The following is an 18,062-nucleotide window of genomic DNA, read 5'->3' on the forward strand; positions in this document are numbered from 1 at the left end:
GAACTGGGCAAGATCAATAGGATGCACGGCGGCAGCAGGGAGTGGGGGTTGGTGTGTTTGGCGACTGCCAATTTACCCACTTCCCTGACTGTCAACTCGCTCTTCCCCCAGACTCCGCGAAGAACCTAAAAAAAGGCCACCCGAGGGTGGCCTTTGAAGTCAGGAAAGAGGGTATTGCTTAAACGGCTGCTACCGGTCGCATGTAGGAGATAGGTGCAGTCCTGGCATCCTCGAAGGTCACCACTTCCCAGGCGTCCTTCTGCTCGATGAGCTGGCGCAACAGGCGGTTGTTCAGCGCGTGGCCGGACTTGAAGCCCCGGAACTCGCCGATCAGGCTATTGCCGAGCAGGTAGAGGTCACCGATCGCATCGAGAATCTTGTGCTTGACGAACTCGTCCTCGTAACGCAGGCCGTCTTCGTTGAGCACCTGGTTCTCGTCAACCACGATGGCATTCTCCACGCTGCCGCCGAGTGCCAGGTTCTGCGAACGCAGGAACTCGATGTCACGCATGAAGCCGAAGGTCCGCGCGCGGCTGACCTCCTTGACGAACGAGGTGCTGGAGAAATCCACGCTCGCACTCTGGGTACGGTTGCGGAATACCGGGTGATCGAAATCGATCTCGAAGCTCACCTTGAAACCGTCGAAAGGCACGAAAGTGGCGCGCTTGTCGCCTTCTTCCACTGTCACCTCGCGCAGGATCCGGATGAACTTCTTCGGCGCGTCCTGCTCCTGCAGACCGGCAGATTGAATCAGGAACACAAAGGGACCGGCACTGCCGTCCATGATCGGCACTTCCGACGCGGAGAGTTCGACGTAGGCGTTGTCGATGCCCAGGCCTGCCATGGCCGAAAGCAGGTGCTCCACGGTGTCCACCTTGACCTCACCGTTGATCAGTGTGGTCGACATGGTGGTCTCACCGACGTTCTCGGCACGGGCAGGGATATCCACCACGGGTTCGAGGTCGGTACGGCGGAACACTATGCCGGTATCCACCGGCGCGGGCTTGAGGGTTAGGTAGACCTTTTCCCCGGAATGCAGCCCTACGCCAGTGGCACGGATAATGTTCTTGAGAGTGCGTTGTCTGATCATGGCATTGGCCGCTTGTACGCAAGTTGCGAACTGTTTTCAACAATGGGCGGCGATAATAGCAGAACCGCCCTTTGCTGAACACCAATCACCCTAATACTCCTGATACAGTCCATCAATCAGCCTGGCGACGCAGGAATGCCGGAATATCCAGGTAATCCAGGTCATCCTGCGTATTGAGCTTTGCCGCGGTTGCCGCGCCGGCGTGTGCCTGGTTGCGCATCACGGTCGGGCGATCCAGGTCACGGTAGTTGACCGACGGCTGCTCCGGACGAGTGGCAACAGTGGCCGCGGCCACTGCGGCTGTCTGAACGGTGTTGTCGACCACCTTGACCGGCTTCTCGATGCGCGCACCCAGGCCAGTGGCCACGACCGTCACGTGCAGTTCGTCGCGCATGTCCGGATCGATCACGGTGCCCACCTTGACGGTGGCGTGGTCGGAAGCGAACTGCTCGATGATGTTACCCACGTCGGAGTACTCGCCGAGGGACAGGTCGGGACCGGCGGTGATGTTCACCAGGATGCCGCGGGCGCCCTGCAGGTTGACGTCGTCCAGCAGCGGGTTGCGGATGGCCGCTTCGGTGGCCTCGCGGGCGCGGTTCGGGCCGCTGGCGCAGCCGGTGCCCATCATCGCCATGCCCATTTCGCCCATGACGGTTTTCACGTCGGCGAAGTCGACGTTGATCATGCCGGGACGCTTGATGATGTCGGAGATGCCACGGACAGCGCCGGCGAGCACGTCGTCGGCCTTGGCGAAGGCGGCCAGCAGGCTGGCGTCCTTGCCGAGGATGGTCAGCAGCTTCTCGTTGGGGATGGTGATCAGCGAGTCGACGCTCTCGGCCAGCGAGCGGATGCCTTCGTCGGCGATCTGCATGCGCTTGCGACCTTCGAAGGGGAACGGACGGGTCACCACGGCGACGGTGAGGATACCCATCTCCTTGGCTACCGAGGCGATCACCGGAGCCGCGCCGGTACCGGTGCCGCCGCCCATGCCGGTGGTGATGAAGACCATGTCGGCACCCTGCAGCACTTCGGCGATGCGCTCACGGTCTTCCATCGCGGCCTGGCGGCCGACTTCAGGATTGGCGCCAGCGCCCAGTCCCTTGGTCACGCCCGGGCCGAGTTGCAGCACGGTACGTGCGCCGATGTTCTTCAGCGCCTGGGCATCGGTGTTGGCGCAGATGAACTCGACGCCTTCGATGTTGCTCTTGGACATGTGGTTCACGGCGTTGCCACCGCCACCACCGACACCTATCACCTTGATGACCGCTGTTTGCGGAACGTTATCTACGAGTTCGAACATATCCCCTCTCCTTCCTTTTTTAGTTTTTCGCCTACTGCGTACCGCGGTTAAAAATTGCCCTGGACCCAGCGCTTGAGCCGTTCCAGTACGGGAGCCTTGGCTTCTTCGGCAAAACCGAAGTTGCCGGAGGAAGAAGGCATGCCATCGGACTGCTTGCGCAGCCCGTACATCAGCAGGCCCACACCCGTTGAATAGATGGGGTTGCGCACGACGTCGGCGAGCCCCTTGATGCTATGTGGCAGGCCCAGGCGCACCGGCATGTGGAAGATTTCCTCGGCCAGTTCCACCGCACCTTCCATCTTTGCCGTGCCGCCGGTGAGCACGATGCCCGCCGGGATCAGGTCCTCGTAGCCGCTACGGCGCAGCTCCGCCTGGACCAGGGTGAAGAGTTCGTCATAGCGCGGCTCGACCACCTCGGCCAGGGCCTGGCGCGACAGTTCGCGCGGCGGACGGTCGCCGACGCTGGGCACCTTGATGGTCTCGCCGGCGCCGGCCAGCTTGGCCAGGGCGCAGGCGTAGCGGATCTTGATCTCTTCGGCGTACTGGGTCGGCGTACGCAGGGCCATGGCGATGTCGTTGGTCACCTGGTCGCCAGCGATCGGGATCACCGCCGTGTGACGAATGGCGCCCTCGGTGAAGATGGCGATATCCGTGGTGCCTCCGCCGATGTCCACCAGGCAGACACCCAGTTCCTTCTCGTCATCGGTGAGCACCGAATAGGCCGAGGCCAGTTGCTCGAGGATGATGTCGTCCACCTCGAGGCCGCAGCGGCGCACGCACTTTTCGATGTTCTGCGCCGCGTTCACCGCGCAGGTCACCACGTGCACCTTGGCTTCCAGGCGTACGCCGGACATGCCCAGGGGCTCGCGCACGCCTTCCTGGTTGTCGATCACATAGTCCTGGGCCAGGGTGTGCAGCACGCGCTGGTCGGCGGGGATGGCCACCGCCTGGGCGGCGTCCAGTACACGTTCGATATCGGCGCCGCTGACCTCGCGGTCGCGAATCGCCACGATGCCGTGGGAATTCAGACTGCGGATATGGTTGCCGGCGATGCCGACGAAAGCCGAGTGGATGCGGCAACCCGCCATCAACTGGGCTTCTTCCACCGCGCGCTGGATCGATTGCACGGTGGATTCGATATTCACCACCACGCCCTTCTTCAGGCCGCGCGACGGGTGGGTGCCAATGCCGACGATTTCCAGTTGGCCGTCGGCGGCGATCTCGCCCACCAGCGCCACCACCTTGGAAGTGCCGATGTCCAGGCCGACGATCATCTTGCCGCTCTGTACGTTTGCCATGGTTCTAACCTTCTCTCTAATTCACTGCACGGCGACCGTGGTCGCCGCGGGGGCCTCGACCGGCGCCCGCCAGGCCACGGCCAGGCCGTTGGGATAGCGCAGGTCGACGCGCTCTATGTTCGCTATCTGATCCTTCAGCGTTTTCTCGTAGATCGAGATGAAACGTCGCATCTTCTCCACCAGATGATCCCGCCCCAGCAGCAGCTCGACGCCCTGGCCGGTGGACAGGAACCAGCTGCCGCGCTCACGCAGCTCCAGCCGGGCAATGGAGAAGCCGAGCGGGCGCAGCATCTGGCTGAGCATCTGGTATTGCTGCATCACCTGCTCCTGGGCCCGCTGCGGGCCCCAGAGCTGGGGCAGTTGTTCGTAGTGGGCCAGCTCGCGCGGGGCGAAGGCCTGGCCCTGGTTGTTCAGCAGCGCCTCGTCGCCCCAGCGGGCGATGGGGAGCTGTTCTTCCAGGCGGACCATGACCTGGTCAGGCCACACCCGGCGTACCTCGGCATGGGCGATCCAGGGCATCTGCTCCAGCTCGCGGCGCATGCCCGCCAGGTCGATGCTGAAGAAGCTCGCGGCGATGTAGGGCGCAATGCGCTGCTGCACCGCCTGCTGGCTGACATAGCTCAGGTCGCCCTGGACATTCACCTTGGCGATCGGCCGGTCGGCGTAGGGCAATAGCCGCTGCGCCGCCTCGTAGGCGCCCAGGCCGAGCACTGCCAGCATCAGCGGCCACATCAGCTTCCTGAGGAAGCCGAAGCTGGGCTTTGGCAGGCGCTGCGACAGGGGCTCCTTGGCCACCATCCGACTGGCGCCACGCGGCACCGGCTTGCGCGACGGGACGGCGCGACCGATTACCGGTTCCTGACGACGGATAGTGGCGCTTCGCATGGGATCAGCCCCTTGCCTCGACGCTGTCAGCGAGGATCGCCAGCACCAGCTGCTGGAAATCCAGGCCTGCAGCGCGTGCGGCCATTGGCACCAGGCTGTGGTCGGTCATGCCCGGTGCGGTGTTGACTTCGAGGAGCCAGAAACGCCCTTCGGCGTCCTGCATCACGTCGGCACGGGCCCAGCCCTGAATGCCAAGCGTTTCGCAGGCGCGCGCGGTGAGCCGCTTCAGCTCCTCCTCCTTGTCCGCATCCAGGCCGCAGGGGATCTGGTAGCGGGTATCACTGGCCAGGTACTTGGCGTCGTAGTCATAGAAGGTGTGCGGGGTGCCGAGACGGATGGGCGGCAATACCTCGCCGCGCAGCCAGGCAACGGTGAACTCCGGCCCCTGGATCCACTGCTCCACCAGTACCTGCGGGTCGTAAACGGCGGCGTCACGCCAGGCCTCGACCAGCGCCTCGACGCTCTCAACCTTGGCCATGCCGATGCTGGAACCTTCATGGGCCGGCTTGACGATCAGCGGGAAGCCCATCTCGGCCGCGGCGCTGCGGCAGTCGTCCTCACTGGCGAGCACCGCGTGGCGCGGGGTCGGCAGGCCGAGGCTGATCCACAGCTGCTTGGTGCGCAGCTTGTCCATGGCCAGGGCGGACGCCAGGATGCCGCTGCCGGTGTAGGGAATGTCCAGGCACTCCAGCAGACCCTGCATGCTGCCGTCTTCGCCGCCACGGCCGTGGAGGATGATGAAGGCGCGGTCGATCCTTTCCGCCTGCAGGCGCTCGAGCAGGTCGTCGCCGACATCGATGCCGAAGGCGTCCACGCCAGCGGCCTGCAGGGCCTGCAGCACCATGGCGCCGGACTTCAGCGAAACCTCGCGCTCGGCACTCTTGCCGCCGTAGAGCACGGCGACCCGACCGAACGCAGCGGGCTCGAGGGTGGAATTCAGTTGCGCGCTCATTTCGTCTTCCTCTTGGCGGCGTCGTCGGACTGGCCACCAAACAGCGGGTTCTGGATCAGTTGCGGCGCCAGCGCGCCGATGTCACCGGCGCCCTGGCAGAGCAGGATGTCGCCGGGACGCAGCAGCGGTTTGACCAGGGGTGCCAGGTCGACACCGCGCTCGATATAGATCGGGTCCAGCTGGCCGCGCTGGCGGATGCTGTGACAGAGCTGACGGCTGTCGGCACCGGGGATCGGCTCTTCGCCGGCCGGATAGACCTCCATCAGCAACAGGACGTTGGCTTCGCCCAGCACCTGCACGAAATCGTCGTAGAGGTCGCGGGTGCGGCTGTAGCGGTGCGGCTGGTAGACCATCACCAGACGGCGCTCCGGCCAGCCGCCGCGCACGGCCTTGATCACCGCCGCCACTTCGCGGGGGTGGTGGCCGTAGTCATCCACCAGCATCACGTTGCCGCCTTCCACTTCCAGCTCGCCGTAGACCTGGAAGCGCCGGCCGACACCCTGGAAGCCGGACAAACCCTGGACGATGGCCTCGTCGCTGATACCTTCGTCGGTGGCGATGGCGATGGTGGCCAGGGAGTTCAACACGTTGTGGTTGCCCGGCATGTTCACCGAGACGTCCAGCGGCTCGCGGTCCTTGCGCAGGACGGTGAACCAGGTGTGCATGCCTTCCTGGCGAACGTTGATGGCGCGGACGTCGGCATCTTCGGCGAAGCCATAGGTCACGGTGGGACGCGCCACCTGCGGCAGGATCTCGCGGACTACCGGATCATCCACACAGAGCACGGCCAGGCCGTAGAACGGCAGGTTGTGGAGGAACTCCACGAAGGTCTTCTTCAGCTTGTTGAAGTCGCCCTCGTAGGTGCTCATGTGGTCCGCATCGATATTGGTGACCACGGCCACCATCGGCTGCAGGTGCAGGAAGCTGGCGTCGCTCTCGTCGGCCTCGGCCACCAGATAGCGGCTGGTGCCGAGCTGGGCGTTGGTGCCGGCGGCGTTCAGGCGACCGCCGATGACGAAGGTCGGGTCCAGTCCACCGGCAGCGAACACCGAAGCGATCAGGCTGGTGGTGGTGGTCTTGCCATGGGTTCCGGCGACGGCGATGCCATGGCGATAGCGCATCAGCTCGGCGAGCATCTCGGCGCGCGGCACCACCGGAATGCGGCGCTCGAGGGCGACGGCCACTTCGGGGTTGGACTTGTTGACGGCGCTGGATACCACCAGCACGTCAGCGTGCTCGGCGTTCTCGGCGCGGTGGCCGATGAAAATCTGCGCACCGAACTTTTCCAGGCGCTCGGTCACGGCCGAGGTCTTGAGGTCGGAACCGGACACCCGGTAGCCCAGGTTCAGCAGCACTTCGGCGATCCCGCACATGCCCACGCCGCCGATGCCGACGAAGTGAATGCGGCGGATCCGGCGCATCTCGGGCTGGGGCATGGCTTTCTGGCTCTCAACCACGGGCCACCTCCAGGCAGATCTCGACCACGGTACGGGTGGCGGCGGGTTTGGCCAGACGGCGGGCGGTGGCGCCCATGGCCTTGAGTTTCTCGGGCTGCATCAGGACCTCGGTCAGCTGAGCGGCCAGCTTGGCCGCGTCAGTGGAATGTTGCGGAAGAAGGACAGCCGCGCCCTCCTTCGCCAGGTATTGGGCATTGCGCGACTGGTGGTCGTCGATCGCATGGGGCAGCGGCACCAGGAACGAGGGCAGGCCGGCGGCGGCCAGTTCGCTCACGGTCAGGGCGCCGGCACGGCAGATGACCAGATCGGCCCAGGCATAGGCACGCGCCATGTCCTTGATGAAGGGCGCGACCTGGGCTTCGACCGCGACTTGGCGATAACGCTCCGCGGTGATCTCGTCATGTTTGCGACCAGCCTGGTGGAACACCTCCGGACGCAGGTCCGCGGGCACCTTGGCCAGGGCTTCCGGCAGCAGTTTGTTCAACGGCTCGGCGCCCAGGCTGCCGCCCAGCACCAGCAGGCGCGGCTTGCGGCCGCCCAGCGCGTCCCGCGGGGTCTCCAGGAACAGTTCCTCGCGTACCGGATTGCCGGTGGTACGCCGCTTGTCGCTTTTGCCGAAGGTGTCGGGGAAGGCTTCGCACACACGGCTGGCGAAGGGCACCAGGCTACGGTTGGCGGTACCGGCCACGGCGTTCTGCTCATGGATGACCAGCGGCACGCCGGACAGGCGCGCAGCCAGGCCGCCGGGGCCGGTGACATAGCCGCCCATGCCCAGTACACAGACCGGCTTGAGTTCGCGCAGGATGCGACGCGCCTGGAACAGCGACTTGAGCAGTACGAAGGGCGCCTTGAGCAATGACATCAGGCCCTTGCCGCGCAAGCCACTGACCTGGATCAGATGCAGCGGCAGGCCGGCCTGGGGTACCAGCTCGTTCTCGATGCCTTTCGGCGTGCCCAGCCAGTGCACCTTGAAACCGCGCGCCTGGAACTCGCGGGCGCAGGCCAGGGCCGGGAACACGTGGCCGCCGGTGCCGCCGGCCATGATCAGCACATTGCCGCTCATGGGCGCACCTCCTCGTCGAAGAAATCGCTCTCGACGAACTCCGTTTCCTCGTTGCCCAACTGGGTGCGCCGCTCCCACTCGATACGCAGCAGCAACGCGAGGCTGACGCAGCAGATCACCAGGGAGCTGCCGCCATAGCTGAGGAACGGCAGGGTCAGGCCCTTGGTCGGCAACAGACCGACGTTCACGCCGATGTTGATCAGTACCTGGCCGATCCAGAGGAAGGCCAGGCCATAGGCGACATAAGCGGAGAAATACTGACGTGCCTTCTCCGCCCAGAGGCCGATGTACAGGGCTCGGACGCTGACGAAGACGAACAGGCCGACAGTGGCCAGGGCACCGATCATGCCCAGCTCTTCGGCCAGCACGGCGAAGACGAAGTCGGTGTGCGCTTCCGGCAGGTAGAACTGCTTCTGGACGCTGTTGCCCAGCCCAACGCCGAACCATTCGCCACGGCCGAAGGCGATCAGCGCCTGGCTCAGCTGGTAGCCGGCGCCGTACTGGTCCGCCCAGGGATCGATGAAGTTGGTCAGTCGCTGCATCCGGTAGCTCTGGCTGGTCATCACCAGCACGCCGGCGGCGAGGACCCCACCGGCCAGGGGGATGAAGCGCAGCAGGTTGATGCCGCCGAGGAACAGCATGGCGATGCAGGAGCCCACCAGCACCACCGTGGCGCCGAAGTCCGGCTCGGCCAGGAGCAGCACGGCGATGGGGCCCAGCACCAGCATTGGCTTGATGAAACCGGTGAGCTTTTCGCGTACCTCGTCCTGCCGGCGAACCATGTAGCCGGCAATGAACATCACGGTGAACAGCTTGGCCAGCTCGGAGGGCTGCAGGTTGAACAGGCCGAAGCCGATCCAGCGCTTGGCACCGTTGATCTCACGGCCGATGCCGGGCAGCAGCACCAGGATCAGCAGGACAGTGGCGGCCAGCATCAGGCGCGCACCGTGGCGCTGCCAGAACGCCATGGGCACCTGCAGGGTGAGCACCCCGGCGCAGATTCCGATGGCCAGGTAAACCAGGTGGCGGATCATGTGGTACAGGGGATTGCCGGACTGCGCCGCAGCGACTTCCGACGAAGCCGAGGTGATCATCACCAGGCCCAGGCCGAGCAGCGTCAGGCAGCCGGCCAGCAGCGGGAAGTCGATGTCGATGCCGCGGCGGCTGCGCAGCGGCGACGGGGCGGCGAGCAGACGGGCCAGCATCAGGCGAGCCCCTCCACGGCCTGGGCGAACAGTCGCCCGCGCTCTTCGAAGTTCTTGAACATGTCCAGGCTGGCGCAGGCCGGGGACAACAGCACCGCATCCCCCGCCTCGGCCAGCTCGGCACAGCGCTGCACTGCCTCGTCCAGGGTCTTGACCCTTACCAGCGAAACGGCATCGCCCAGGGCCGCGGCGATCAGTTCGGCGTCGCGCCCCAGCAGCGCTACGGCCCGGCAGAAGCGTGCCACCGGCGCCTTCAGACCGGAAAAGTCTGCACCCTTGCCGTCGCCGCCGGCGATCAGCACCAGCTTGCCGTCGATATCGGCACCCAGGCCTTCGATGGCCGCCAGGGCCGCACCGACATTGGTGGCCTTGGAGTCGTCGTAGTAGGACACCCCGCGCAGCTCACGCACCCACTGGCAACGGTGGGCCAGGCCGGCGAAGGTCCGCAGGGTGTCCAGCATGGGCTGGAACGGCAGCCCCACGGCATGGCCCAGGGCCAGGGCGGCCAGGGCATTGGACTGGTTGTGGGCACCGCGGATCTTCAGTTCACGCACCGACATCAGCTTGTCGAACTGGTAGGCCAGGTACTTCTCGCCCTCTTCCTCGATCAGGCCGAAGGACTTGAAATCGGGTTTGTTCAGGCCGAAGGTCCAGCAGGGCAATTGGTCGGCCACCAGCGGACGCGACAGCGCATCGCCACGGTTGACCACCACTTGGCGCGCACCACGGAAGATGCGGTGCTTGGCCAGGTGGTAGGCCTGCATGTCGGCGTAGCGATCCATGTGGTCTTCGCTGATGTTGAGCACGGTGGCCACCTCGGCGTTCAGCCGGTCAGTGGTTTCCAGCTGGAAGCTGGACAGCTCCAGCACATAGAGCTCGATGTCATCGGCCAGCAGGTCCAGCGCCGGCGTACCGAGGTTGCCGCCCACGGCGACGCGCTTGCCGGCGGCCTTGGCCATGTCACCTACCAGGGTGGTGACGGTGCTCTTGGCGTTGGATCCGGTGATGGCGACGATCGGCGCCTTGGCATGGCGGGCGAACAGTTCGACGTCGCCAGACAGCCGGCTCCCGCGCCGCGCGGCTTCCTGCAGGGCAGGCGTGGCCAGGGCGAGGCCGGGGCTCACATAGAGCTCGCTGGCGCGGCAGAGGAAGTCCGGATCGAGCTCGCCACAGCGCACCTCCACCTGCGGGAACTGGCTCCGGAGCGTCGCCAGTTCCGGCGGGTTCGCGCGGGTATCGGCCACGGCAAACGGAACGCCCTGGCGCGCCAGGAAGCGCACCAGGGACATGCCGCTCTTGCCGAGGCCGACAACGATGCGGAACTGGTCGGAAGCGATCAGCGTCACTCTCGGTTACCTCAGTTTCAGGGTTGCAAGGCCGACCAGTACCAGGATCACAGTGATGATCCAGAACCGTACGATCACCCGGGGTTCGGGCCAGCCTTTCAGTTCAAAGTGGTGATGAATAGGGGCCATGCGGAAAACACGACGACCGGTCAGCTTGAAGGAAGCGACCTGGATCATCACCGACAGGGTCTCCATGACGAACACGCCGCCCATGATGAACAGCACCACTTCCTGGCGCACGATCACGGCGATGGTGCCGAGGGCGGCGCCCAGGGCCAGGGCGCCGACGTCGCCCATGAAGACCTGGGCCGGGTAGGTGTTGAACCAGAGGAAGCCGAGACCGGCTCCCACCAGGGCGGCGCAGAACACGATCAGCTCGCCCGAGCCCGCCACGTACGGGATCAGAAGGTAATCGGCGAATTTGATGTTGCCCGACAGGTAGCAGAAGATCCCCAGCGCACCGCCGACCATCACAGTGGGCATGATCGCCAGGCCGTCGAGGCCGTCGGTCAGGTTCACCGCGTTGCTGGAGCCGACGATCACGAAGTAGGTCAGCACCACGAAGCCGATGCCCAGAGGAATCTCGATGTTCTTCACCAGCGGCAGGATCAGCGTGGTCTCGGCCGGGGTGCTGGCGGTCATGTAAAGGAAGACCGCGGCGGCGATGCCGAACACCGACTGCCAGAAATACTTCCAGCGGCTCGGCAGGCCGCGGGAGTTCTTCTCGATCACCTTGCGGTAGTCATCCACCCAGCCGATGGCGCCGAAGGCCAGGGTCACGGCGAGCACGACCCAGACATAGCGGTTGGACAGGTCCGCCCAGAGCAGGGTGCTGATGGCGATGGCGGTCAGGATCAGCGCGCCGCCCATGGTCGGCGTGCCGGATTTCGACAGGTGCGATTGCGGGCCGTCATTACGCACGGCCTGGCCGATCTGGCGGATCTGCAGGGTGCGGATCATCCAGGGACCGAGCCAAAGCGACAGCGACAGGGCTGTCAGGACGCCGAGAATCCCGCGCAGGGTCAGGTACTGGAATACGCCGAACCCTTTGTAGAACTGTTGCAGGTACTCAGCGAGCAGCAGCAGCATGATTAGTGAGCCTCCCCCGTCCCACAGAATGCCGCGACGACTTTATCCATCGCCGCGCTGCGGGAGCCTTTGATCAGAATTGTGGTGTTTGTGTCCTGCTCGCCGGCCAGCGCCTGGATCAGGCTGGCCTGGTCGGCGAAGTGGCGACCCTGGGCACCGAAGGCAGCGACCGCGTGCGCCATCAGCGGACCGACGGCGTACAAGGCACTGACCTTGCCGCGAGCGTATTCGCCGACTTCGCGGTGGCCCTGCTCGGCCCATTCCCCGAGTTCGCCCATATCCCCGAGCACCAGGACGGTGCGACCGGAAAAGCCGGCGAGTATATCAACGGCGGCGAGCATCGACGCGGGGTTGGCGTTGTAGCTGTCGTCGATCACGCGCATACCGCTGGTGGCGAGTTGCGCTACGGCGCGGCCCTTCACGGGCTGCAGGTTTTCCAGGCCTGCCTTGATCCCGACCAGCGGCACGCCCAGCGCATGGGCGGCGGCAGCAGCGGCCAAGGCGTTGGCGACGTTGTGCGCCCCCAACAGGTTGAGCTGGATGTCCGCGTCGCCGACCACGCCACGGAGGCTGAAGGCCATGCAGCCGCGGGCATCGCGGGTCAGGTTCTCGGCGCGCAGGTCGGCGCCGACATCGTTCAGGGCGAAGCTCAGCACCTTGCGCCCGGCTGCGCGCTGGTGCCAGGTGGCGTAAGCGCGGTCGTCACGATTGAGCACCGCCACGCCGTCGGCGGACAGGCCTTCGAGGATCTCGCCCTTGGCCTCGACTATCTTCTCCGGGCCACCGAACTCGCCCACGTGGGCGGTACCGGCGTTGTTGATGATGGCCACCTGCGGCCGGGTCAGGCCGACGGTATAGAGGATCTCGCCCACGCGCGAGGCGCCCAGCTCGATGACCGCGCTGTCGTGTTCGGCGCCCAGCTCCAGCAGGGTCAGGGGTACACCGAGGTCGTTGTTCAGGTTGCCGCGGGTAGCCAGGACGGAACCCTGGGTACGGAGGATGCTGGCCAGCATTTCCTTGACCGTGGTCTTGCCGCTGGAACCGGTGACCGCCGCCACGCGACCGGTGAAGCCGTCGCGGTTGTAGGCGCCCAGGCGGCCCAGGCCTTCCCGGGTGTCGGCCACCAGCAGTTGAGGGATCGGTGCATCGGCCACCTTGCGCTGCACCAGGGCGGCGACGGCGCCCTTGGCGGCGACGTCGGCCAGGTAGTCATGACCGTCGAATCGCGGACCGACCAGGGCGATGAACAGGTGGCCCGACTCGATCTTGCGGCTGTCGCTGGAAACGCCGGTGAACCCGACGTCAGCGCCCACCAGCTCGGCCTGCAGCGGCCCGAGGAGTTCGGACAGACGGAAGGGCTTAAGCATGGGGCACCTCCCAGGCATCCAGGACCTTGGCGGCCTCGTCCAGATCGGAAAACGGATGGCGCACGCCAGAGATCTCCTGGTAATCCTCGTGGCCCTTGCCGGCCAGCAGCACCACATCGTCGACGCCAGCGGTACCAATCAACCGGGCGATGGCCTGGCCGCGACCGGCGACGAATTCCACGCTTGCGGCATCGGCGAAGCCCGGACGGATATCGTCGAAGATCTGTGCGGGGTCTTCGCTGCGCGGGTTGTCATCGGTGATCAGGACGTAGTCGGCCAGGCGCTCGGCCACTTCGGCCATCAGCGGACGCTTGCCGCGATCGCGGTCGCCGCCACAGCCGAACAGACAGAGCAGGCGGCCACGCACATGGGGACGCAGGGCTTGCAGGACTTTCTCCAGGGCATCCGGGGTGTGCGCGTAGTCGACCACCACCAGCGGTTTTTCTCCGCCGCCCAGGCGCTGCATGCGGCCGACCGGCCCTTGCAGCGACGGCAGGACTTGCAGCACTTCATCCAGCGGGTAATCCATGGCTAGCAGCGCGCCGACCACGGCCAGCAGGTTGCTCAGGTTGAAGCGGCCCAGCAGCGGGCTGCGCAGCAGGCCCTCGCCTTGCGGAGTGACCAGCTGCGCGCGTACGCCATGGTCGTCGAACTGCGCTTCGCGGCAATAAAGGAAGGCACCGGCGTCTTCCAGGCTGTAGCTCAGCAGACGCGACTCGCGCGGCTCGGCGGCGAGCTGGCGACCAAACTCGTCGTCCAGGTTGATCACCCGCGCGCGCAGGTCCGGCCAGCCGAACAGGCGGGCCTTGGCCGCCCCGTAGGCCTCCATGGAGCCGTGATAGTCCAGGTGGTCGCGGGACAGGTTGGTGAACACCGCCACGTCGAATGCCAGGGCGGCGACGCGCCCCTGCTCCAGGCCATGGGAGGAGACCTCCATGGCCACGGCGCGAGCGCCGGCCTGCTTCAGGTTCGCCAGGGTAGCCTGCACGGCCAGGGGATCGGGCGTGGTATGGCGGCCGCTTTCCAGCTCGCCATAGAAACCGGTGCCAAGGGTGCCGACGATGCCGCAGCGCTCACCAAGCAGGTCGAGGGCCTGGGCCAGCAACTGGCTGACGCTGGTCTTGCCGTTGGTGCCCGTTACGCCAACCAGGTTCAGGGCGCGGCTCGGCTCGCCATAGAAGCGGCCGGCGATGGCCGACAACTGGGCAGCCAGGCCCTTGATGGCGATCAGTTCAGCGCCGGCGATAGCGGCCACGTCGGCGCCTGCCGCCTCATAGGCAACGGCAACGGCACCACGGGTGACGGCATCGGCGATATGGGCGCGACCATCCTGCTGGGCGCCGGGCACAGCCAGAAACAGATCGCCCGGACGCACCTTGCGGCTGTCCAGGGTCAGTTCACGAATCAGAGTGGCGCCTTGCGCCTGGGGCAATAGCTGGTTCAGTGGCATGGGCATCAGATCCGCCCTCCTTTGCCGGTGGCCGCGTTCGCGGTCTGTTGTTCCTCGGTGGGCAGGTTGTCCGGCGCGATGTTCATCAGCCGCAGCGCGCCGGCCATGACCTTGCCGAATACCGGGGCCGAGACCAGGCCGCCGAAATAGCCCGCCTTGCTGGGTTCATCGATTACCACCACCATCGCGATGCGCGGGTTGGTGGACGGAGCGAAGCCGGCGAACAGCGAGCGGTAGGCGTTCTGGGTGTAGCCCTTGGTTCCTACGCTGGCTTTACGCGCGGTGCCACTCTTGCCGGACACGTGGTATCCGGGGACCTGGGCACGGAAGACACCGCCGGGCGCCTCGACCACCTGCTGGAGCATTCCCTGCAGGGTCTTGGCCACCTGCTCGTCGATCACTTGCACGCTTTCGACCTGGCTGTCGGTACGGGTCAGGGACAGCGGCACGCTCTTGCCGTTGTTGGCGATCACCGAATAGGCGTGGGCCAACTGTATGGCGGTCACCGAGAGGCCGTAGCCGTAGGCCAGGGTCGCGGTTTCGGCCTTGGGCCATTTGCGATGGTTGGGCAGGTTGCCCACACGCTCGCCGGGGAAGCCGAGGCCGGTGTCCTGGCCCAGGCCCACCTGCTGCATGACCCGGTAGATGGACTCGGCACCGATATCGAAGGCGATCTTGCTGATGCCGACGTTACTGGACTTGATCAGGATGCCGGTGAGGTCGAGCGCGCCACTGCTGCGCGAAACGTCGCGAATGGTATAGCGGCCGATCTGCAGTGTACCGGGGTACACATCGACCACGTCCGTCGGTTTCCAACGCCCGCTTTCCAGGGCTGCGCTCATGGAGAACGGCTTGACCGTCGAGCCGGGCTCGAACACGTCGATCATGGCGCGGTTGCGCATCGCCGCGGGCTGCAGGTTGCGGCGGTTGTTCGGGTTGTAGGTGGGCTGGTTGGCCATGGCCAGCACTTCGCCGGTCTTCACATCCATGATCACCAGGCTGCCGGCCTTGGCGCCGTTCTCCACCAGGGCGTTGCGCAGCTCGCGGTGGGCCAGGTATTGCAGGCGCAGGTCGATGGAGAGGGCCAGGGTCTTGCCGGGCTTGGCATTGCGCGCGACCTGCACATCCTTGATCAGGCGGCCGCGACGGTCCTTGAGCACCTGGCGCTTGCCGGGGACGCCGGCCAGCCACTCGTCGAAGGACAGTTCGACGCCTTCGCGGCCACGGTCGTCAACGTCGGTGAAACCCACCACATGGGCGGTCACCTCGCCGGCCGGGTAGAAGCGGCGAAACTCTTCAATGCCGTATACGCCAGGCAACTTGTTGACCAGGATGGCCTGCCCCTGCTCCGGGGTGAGGCCGCGAACCAGGTAGAGGAACTCGCGATTGGCGTTCTGCTCGATGCGCTGGGCGAAGGTCGTCGGGTCCTGGCCCAGCGACTCGGCGATACGTGGCCACTGGTCGCGCAGCCCCATCAGGTCCTTGGGGTTGGCCCAGAGGGTGGTGACCGGGGTACTCACAGCCAGGGGCTCGCCATTGCGATCCGTGATCAGGCCACGATGGGCGGGGATCGGAATGTGGCGGACACTGCGCGCATCACCATGGGCCTTGAGGAAGTCATGGTCGATCACATGCAGGTCGACGATGCGCCAGGAAATGGCGCCGACCATGATCGCGAGCAGACCCAGCACGAGGCGAAAGCGCCAGGGATAGAGCGCGCCTTCGAGCTTCATCATGGCGCCACCATCCGCACTTCGGCCGGATCGGGGATGCGCATCTTCAGCTGTTCGCTGGCCAGCGACTCGATGCGGTTGTGGGCGGTCCAGGTGCTCTGCTCGAGGATCAGGCGCCCCCATTCGGCCTGTGCCTTGTCGCGCACGCTGAGCTCGGCATAGAGCTCGTTGAGCAGCTTGCGATTCCAGTGCGCGCTATAGGACACGGCAATTGCCGACAGCAGCACCGCCACGAACAGCAGCAGCATCACCGTGCTGCCGGGGGGGAGTGGCTTGGCATAGAGGCGGCTCACCGCAGCTTCTCCGCCACACGCATGACCGCACTGCGCGAGCGCGGGTTGGCCTTGAGCTCGGCCTCGGAGGCGTACTGCGGCTTGCCCAGGAGCTTCAGGCGCGGATCGAAGGCCGCCTGGCGCACCGGCAGGTCGCGGGGCAGCTTGTCGGCTTCGCCCTTGGCGTGCTTGCGCATGAATTGTTTGACGATGCGGTCTTCCAGGGAGTGGAAGCTGATCACCACCAGGCGACCGCCAACCGCCAGGGCCTCGAGCGCGGCGTCCAGCCCCTGCTCCAGGTCGCCCAGCTCGTTGTTCACGTGGATTCGGATGCCCTGGAAGGCACGGGTCGCGGGATTCTTGCCCTTCTCCCAGGCCGGATTGGCGGCGCTCAGGACGGCCGCCAGGTCAGCGGTGCGCTCGAACGGCTTTTCCCCACGGCGCTGCACCACGGCGCGCGCCATGCGCTTGGCGAATCGCTCTTCGCCGTATTCCTTGAATACCCGGGCGATCTCATCCTCGCTGGCGCTGGCGATCCACTGCGCGGCGCTCTGGCCACGATCCGGATTCATGCGCATGTCCAGCGGGCCATCATTGAGAAAGCTGAAGCCACGTTCCGGGTCATCCAGCTGTGGCGACGACACCCCCAGGTCGAGCAGCACGCCGTCCACCTTGCCGTCCAGACCGCGCTGGTGCACCTCGTCTCCGAGCTCGGCAAAGCTGCGCTGCACAATGACAAAGCGGCCGTCTTCGGCCGCCAGAGCTTGCCCCGCCGCAATCGCTTGCGGGTCTTTATCGAACCCCAGCAAGCGCCCACCGGGCCCGAGCCGCTCGAGCACGAGCCGGCTATGCCCCCCGCGCCCGAAGGTCCCATCCAGGTAGCAGCCGTCCGCGCGCAGGGCGAGTCCCTCCACAGCCTCTTCGAGCAGTACGGTGATATGGCGGAAGCTGCTGATCGTGCTCACAGGATAAGGTCACGTAGTTCGTCCGGCAGGCCGCCGGGTTGTTTTATCGCCATGAGGTCGGCCTCGGAAATCGCGTTCCAGGCATCCTCATCCCACAGTTGAAATTTGTTCAGTTGGCCAACCAGCATCGCCCGCTTGTCCAGGCCGGCGTGTTCGCGCAGGCGCGGCGGGACCAGGAATCGCCCGGCGCTATCCAGCTCCAGATCCACGGCATTGCCGATCAGCAGACGTTGCAGGCGGCGAGTTTCCTCGCGCAGGGACGGCAGCTCACGCAGCTTGGCCTCGATGAGCTCCCATTCAGGCAGGGGGTAGACAGTCAGACAGGGATCCACGGCATCGATCGTGACGATGAGCTGCCCACCACAACGCGACATGAGCTCATCACGATACCTGCTAGGCATCGCGAGTCGGCCCTTTGCGTCGAGACTGATGGCGTTGGCTCCGCGAAACACGGCTGCGCTTCCCCTTTGATTGGCTTTCCCTGCCAGTAAATCCCACTTCTACCCACTTCGCTCCACTTGCGCACACTATAGAAATGGCCCCGCCCCACCGTCAAGGCAGGCAAAAGGGGAAAATTCCTTACAGGACGG

Annotated in this window: 16 protein-coding genes; all 16 read right to left on the minus strand. The window is 65.6% G+C overall.

Annotated features, from left to right (window positions below; genetic code table 11):
* Positions 1-178: 178 nt before the first annotated feature.
* The 16 genes from lpxC to mraZ all read right to left on the minus strand — a co-directional run bounded on the left by lpxC (position 179) and on the right by mraZ (position 17,924).
* Positions 179-1,090: a UDP-3-O-acyl-N-acetylglucosamine deacetylase gene (gene lpxC, locus ACFW0H_RS14115; RefSeq protein ID WP_044872041.1), complete on the minus strand. Its 912-nt coding sequence runs from the start codon at positions 1,088-1,090 to the stop codon at positions 179-181.
* A 112-nt stretch (positions 1,091-1,202) separates the two neighbouring features.
* The gene (gene ftsZ / locus ACFW0H_RS14120) at positions 1,203-2,390 is read right to left on the minus strand and encodes a cell division protein FtsZ (RefSeq protein WP_422914518.1); all 1,188 of its coding nucleotides are present in this window, start codon (positions 2,388-2,390) and stop codon (positions 1,203-1,205) included.
* Between the two features lie 47 nt (positions 2,391-2,437).
* Positions 2,438-3,688 (minus strand): cell division protein FtsA, encoded by a 1,251-nt coding sequence (gene ftsA / locus ACFW0H_RS14125; protein ID WP_422914519.1) that lies wholly within the window; start codon positions 3,686-3,688, stop codon positions 2,438-2,440.
* Between the two features lie 21 nt (positions 3,689-3,709).
* On the minus strand, positions 3,710-4,573 hold the full coding sequence (locus ACFW0H_RS14130) for a cell division protein FtsQ/DivIB (RefSeq protein ID WP_377690814.1): 864 nt from the start codon (positions 4,571-4,573) through the stop codon (positions 3,710-3,712).
* Between the two features lie 4 nt (positions 4,574-4,577).
* Positions 4,578-5,525 (minus strand): D-alanine--D-alanine ligase, encoded by a 948-nt coding sequence (locus ACFW0H_RS14135; RefSeq protein ID WP_422914520.1) that lies wholly within the window; start codon positions 5,523-5,525, stop codon positions 4,578-4,580.
* The gene (murC, locus tag ACFW0H_RS14140) at positions 5,522-6,982 is read right to left on the minus strand and encodes a UDP-N-acetylmuramate--L-alanine ligase (RefSeq protein ID WP_459077301.1); all 1,461 of its coding nucleotides are present in this window, start codon (positions 6,980-6,982) and stop codon (positions 5,522-5,524) included. Before murC ends, ACFW0H_RS14135 begins: the two co-directional genes overlap by 4 nt.
* Positions 6,975-8,045: an undecaprenyldiphospho-muramoylpentapeptide beta-N-acetylglucosaminyltransferase gene (murG, locus tag ACFW0H_RS14145; protein ID WP_422914521.1), complete on the minus strand. Its 1,071-nt coding sequence runs from the start codon at positions 8,043-8,045 to the stop codon at positions 6,975-6,977. The genes murC and murG overlap by 8 nt, the downstream gene beginning before the upstream one ends.
* Positions 8,042-9,250 carry a putative lipid II flippase FtsW gene (gene ftsW, locus ACFW0H_RS14150; RefSeq protein WP_422914522.1) on the minus strand — a complete coding sequence of 403 codons (1,209 nt, stop codon included), beginning with the start codon at positions 9,248-9,250 and terminating at the stop codon, positions 8,042-8,044. Before ftsW ends, murG begins: the two co-directional genes overlap by 4 nt.
* Positions 9,250-10,596: a UDP-N-acetylmuramoyl-L-alanine--D-glutamate ligase gene (gene murD, locus ACFW0H_RS14155; protein WP_422914523.1), complete on the minus strand. Its 1,347-nt coding sequence runs from the start codon at positions 10,594-10,596 to the stop codon at positions 9,250-9,252. Before murD ends, ftsW begins: the two co-directional genes overlap by 1 nt.
* Before the next feature lie 6 nt (positions 10,597-10,602).
* Positions 10,603-11,685 (minus strand): phospho-N-acetylmuramoyl-pentapeptide-transferase, encoded by a 1,083-nt coding sequence (mraY, locus tag ACFW0H_RS14160; protein WP_422914524.1) that lies wholly within the window; start codon positions 11,683-11,685, stop codon positions 10,603-10,605.
* A gap of 2 nt (positions 11,686-11,687) precedes the next feature.
* Entirely contained in the window at positions 11,688-13,052 is a 1,365-nt protein-coding gene (locus ACFW0H_RS14165) for a UDP-N-acetylmuramoyl-tripeptide--D-alanyl-D-alanine ligase (RefSeq protein WP_422914525.1), read from the minus strand.
* Positions 13,045-14,508 carry a UDP-N-acetylmuramoyl-L-alanyl-D-glutamate--2,6-diaminopimelate ligase gene (murE, locus tag ACFW0H_RS14170; RefSeq protein WP_422914526.1) on the minus strand — a complete coding sequence of 488 codons (1,464 nt, stop codon included), beginning with the start codon at positions 14,506-14,508 and terminating at the stop codon, positions 13,045-13,047. The genes ACFW0H_RS14165 and murE overlap by 8 nt, the downstream gene beginning before the upstream one ends.
* A complete protein-coding gene (locus ACFW0H_RS14175) occupies positions 14,508-16,238 on the minus strand; it encodes a peptidoglycan D,D-transpeptidase FtsI family protein (RefSeq protein WP_422914527.1) in 1,731 nt (576 codons plus the stop codon). Before ACFW0H_RS14175 ends, murE begins: the two co-directional genes overlap by 1 nt.
* On the minus strand, positions 16,235-16,528 hold the full coding sequence (gene ftsL, locus ACFW0H_RS14180; RefSeq protein WP_422914528.1) for a cell division protein FtsL: 294 nt from the start codon (positions 16,526-16,528) through the stop codon (positions 16,235-16,237). Before ftsL ends, ACFW0H_RS14175 begins: the two co-directional genes overlap by 4 nt.
* On the minus strand, positions 16,525-17,472 hold the full coding sequence (gene rsmH / locus ACFW0H_RS14185) for a 16S rRNA (cytosine(1402)-N(4))-methyltransferase RsmH (RefSeq protein ID WP_422914529.1): 948 nt from the start codon (positions 17,470-17,472) through the stop codon (positions 16,525-16,527). Before rsmH ends, ftsL begins: the two co-directional genes overlap by 4 nt.
* A complete protein-coding gene (gene mraZ / locus ACFW0H_RS14190) occupies positions 17,469-17,924 on the minus strand; it encodes a division/cell wall cluster transcriptional repressor MraZ (RefSeq protein WP_377690803.1) in 456 nt (151 codons plus the stop codon). The genes rsmH and mraZ overlap by 4 nt, the downstream gene beginning before the upstream one ends.
* Between the last annotated feature and the right edge of the window lie 138 nt (positions 17,925-18,062).

This window comes from Metapseudomonas cellulosilytica, from assembly GCF_049334135.1.
Taxonomy (GTDB): domain Bacteria; phylum Pseudomonadota; class Gammaproteobacteria; order Pseudomonadales; family Pseudomonadaceae; genus Metapseudomonas.

What these genes read in the sequence shown, in the direction of transcription:
- mraY (WP_422914524.1), bottom strand. Translation starts at nt 11,685, where the DNA reads ATGCTGCTGCTGCTCGCTGAGTACCTGCAACAGTTCTACAAAGGGTTC.
- ACFW0H_RS14130 (WP_377690814.1), bottom strand. Translation starts at nt 4,573, where the DNA reads ATGCGAAGCGCCACTATCCGTCGTCAGGAACCGGTAATCGGTCGCGCC.
- murE (WP_422914526.1), bottom strand. Translation starts at nt 14,508, where the DNA reads ATGCCCATGCCACTGAACCAGCTATTGCCCCAGGCGCAAGGCGCCACT.
- ftsW (WP_422914522.1), bottom strand. Translation starts at nt 9,250, where the DNA reads ATGCTGGCCCGTCTGCTCGCCGCCCCGTCGCCGCTGCGCAGCCGCCGC.
- ACFW0H_RS14135 (WP_422914520.1), bottom strand. Translation starts at nt 5,525, where the DNA reads ATGAGCGCGCAACTGAATTCCACCCTCGAGCCCGCTGCGTTCGGTCGG.
- murG (WP_422914521.1), bottom strand. Translation starts at nt 8,045, where the DNA reads ATGAGCGGCAATGTGCTGATCATGGCCGGCGGCACCGGCGGCCACGTG.
- ftsZ (WP_422914518.1), bottom strand. Translation starts at nt 2,390, where the DNA reads ATGTTCGAACTCGTAGATAACGTTCCGCAAACAGCGGTCATCAAGGTG.
- ftsA (WP_422914519.1), bottom strand. Translation starts at nt 3,688, where the DNA reads ATGGCAAACGTACAGAGCGGCAAGATGATCGTCGGCCTGGACATCGGC.
- ACFW0H_RS14175 (WP_422914527.1), bottom strand. Translation starts at nt 16,238, where the DNA reads ATGATGAAGCTCGAAGGCGCGCTCTATCCCTGGCGCTTTCGCCTCGTG.
- lpxC (WP_044872041.1), bottom strand. Translation starts at nt 1,090, where the DNA reads ATGATCAGACAACGCACTCTCAAGAACATTATCCGTGCCACTGGCGTA.
- ACFW0H_RS14165 (WP_422914525.1), bottom strand. Translation starts at nt 13,052, where the DNA reads ATGCTTAAGCCCTTCCGTCTGTCCGAACTCCTCGGGCCGCTGCAGGCC.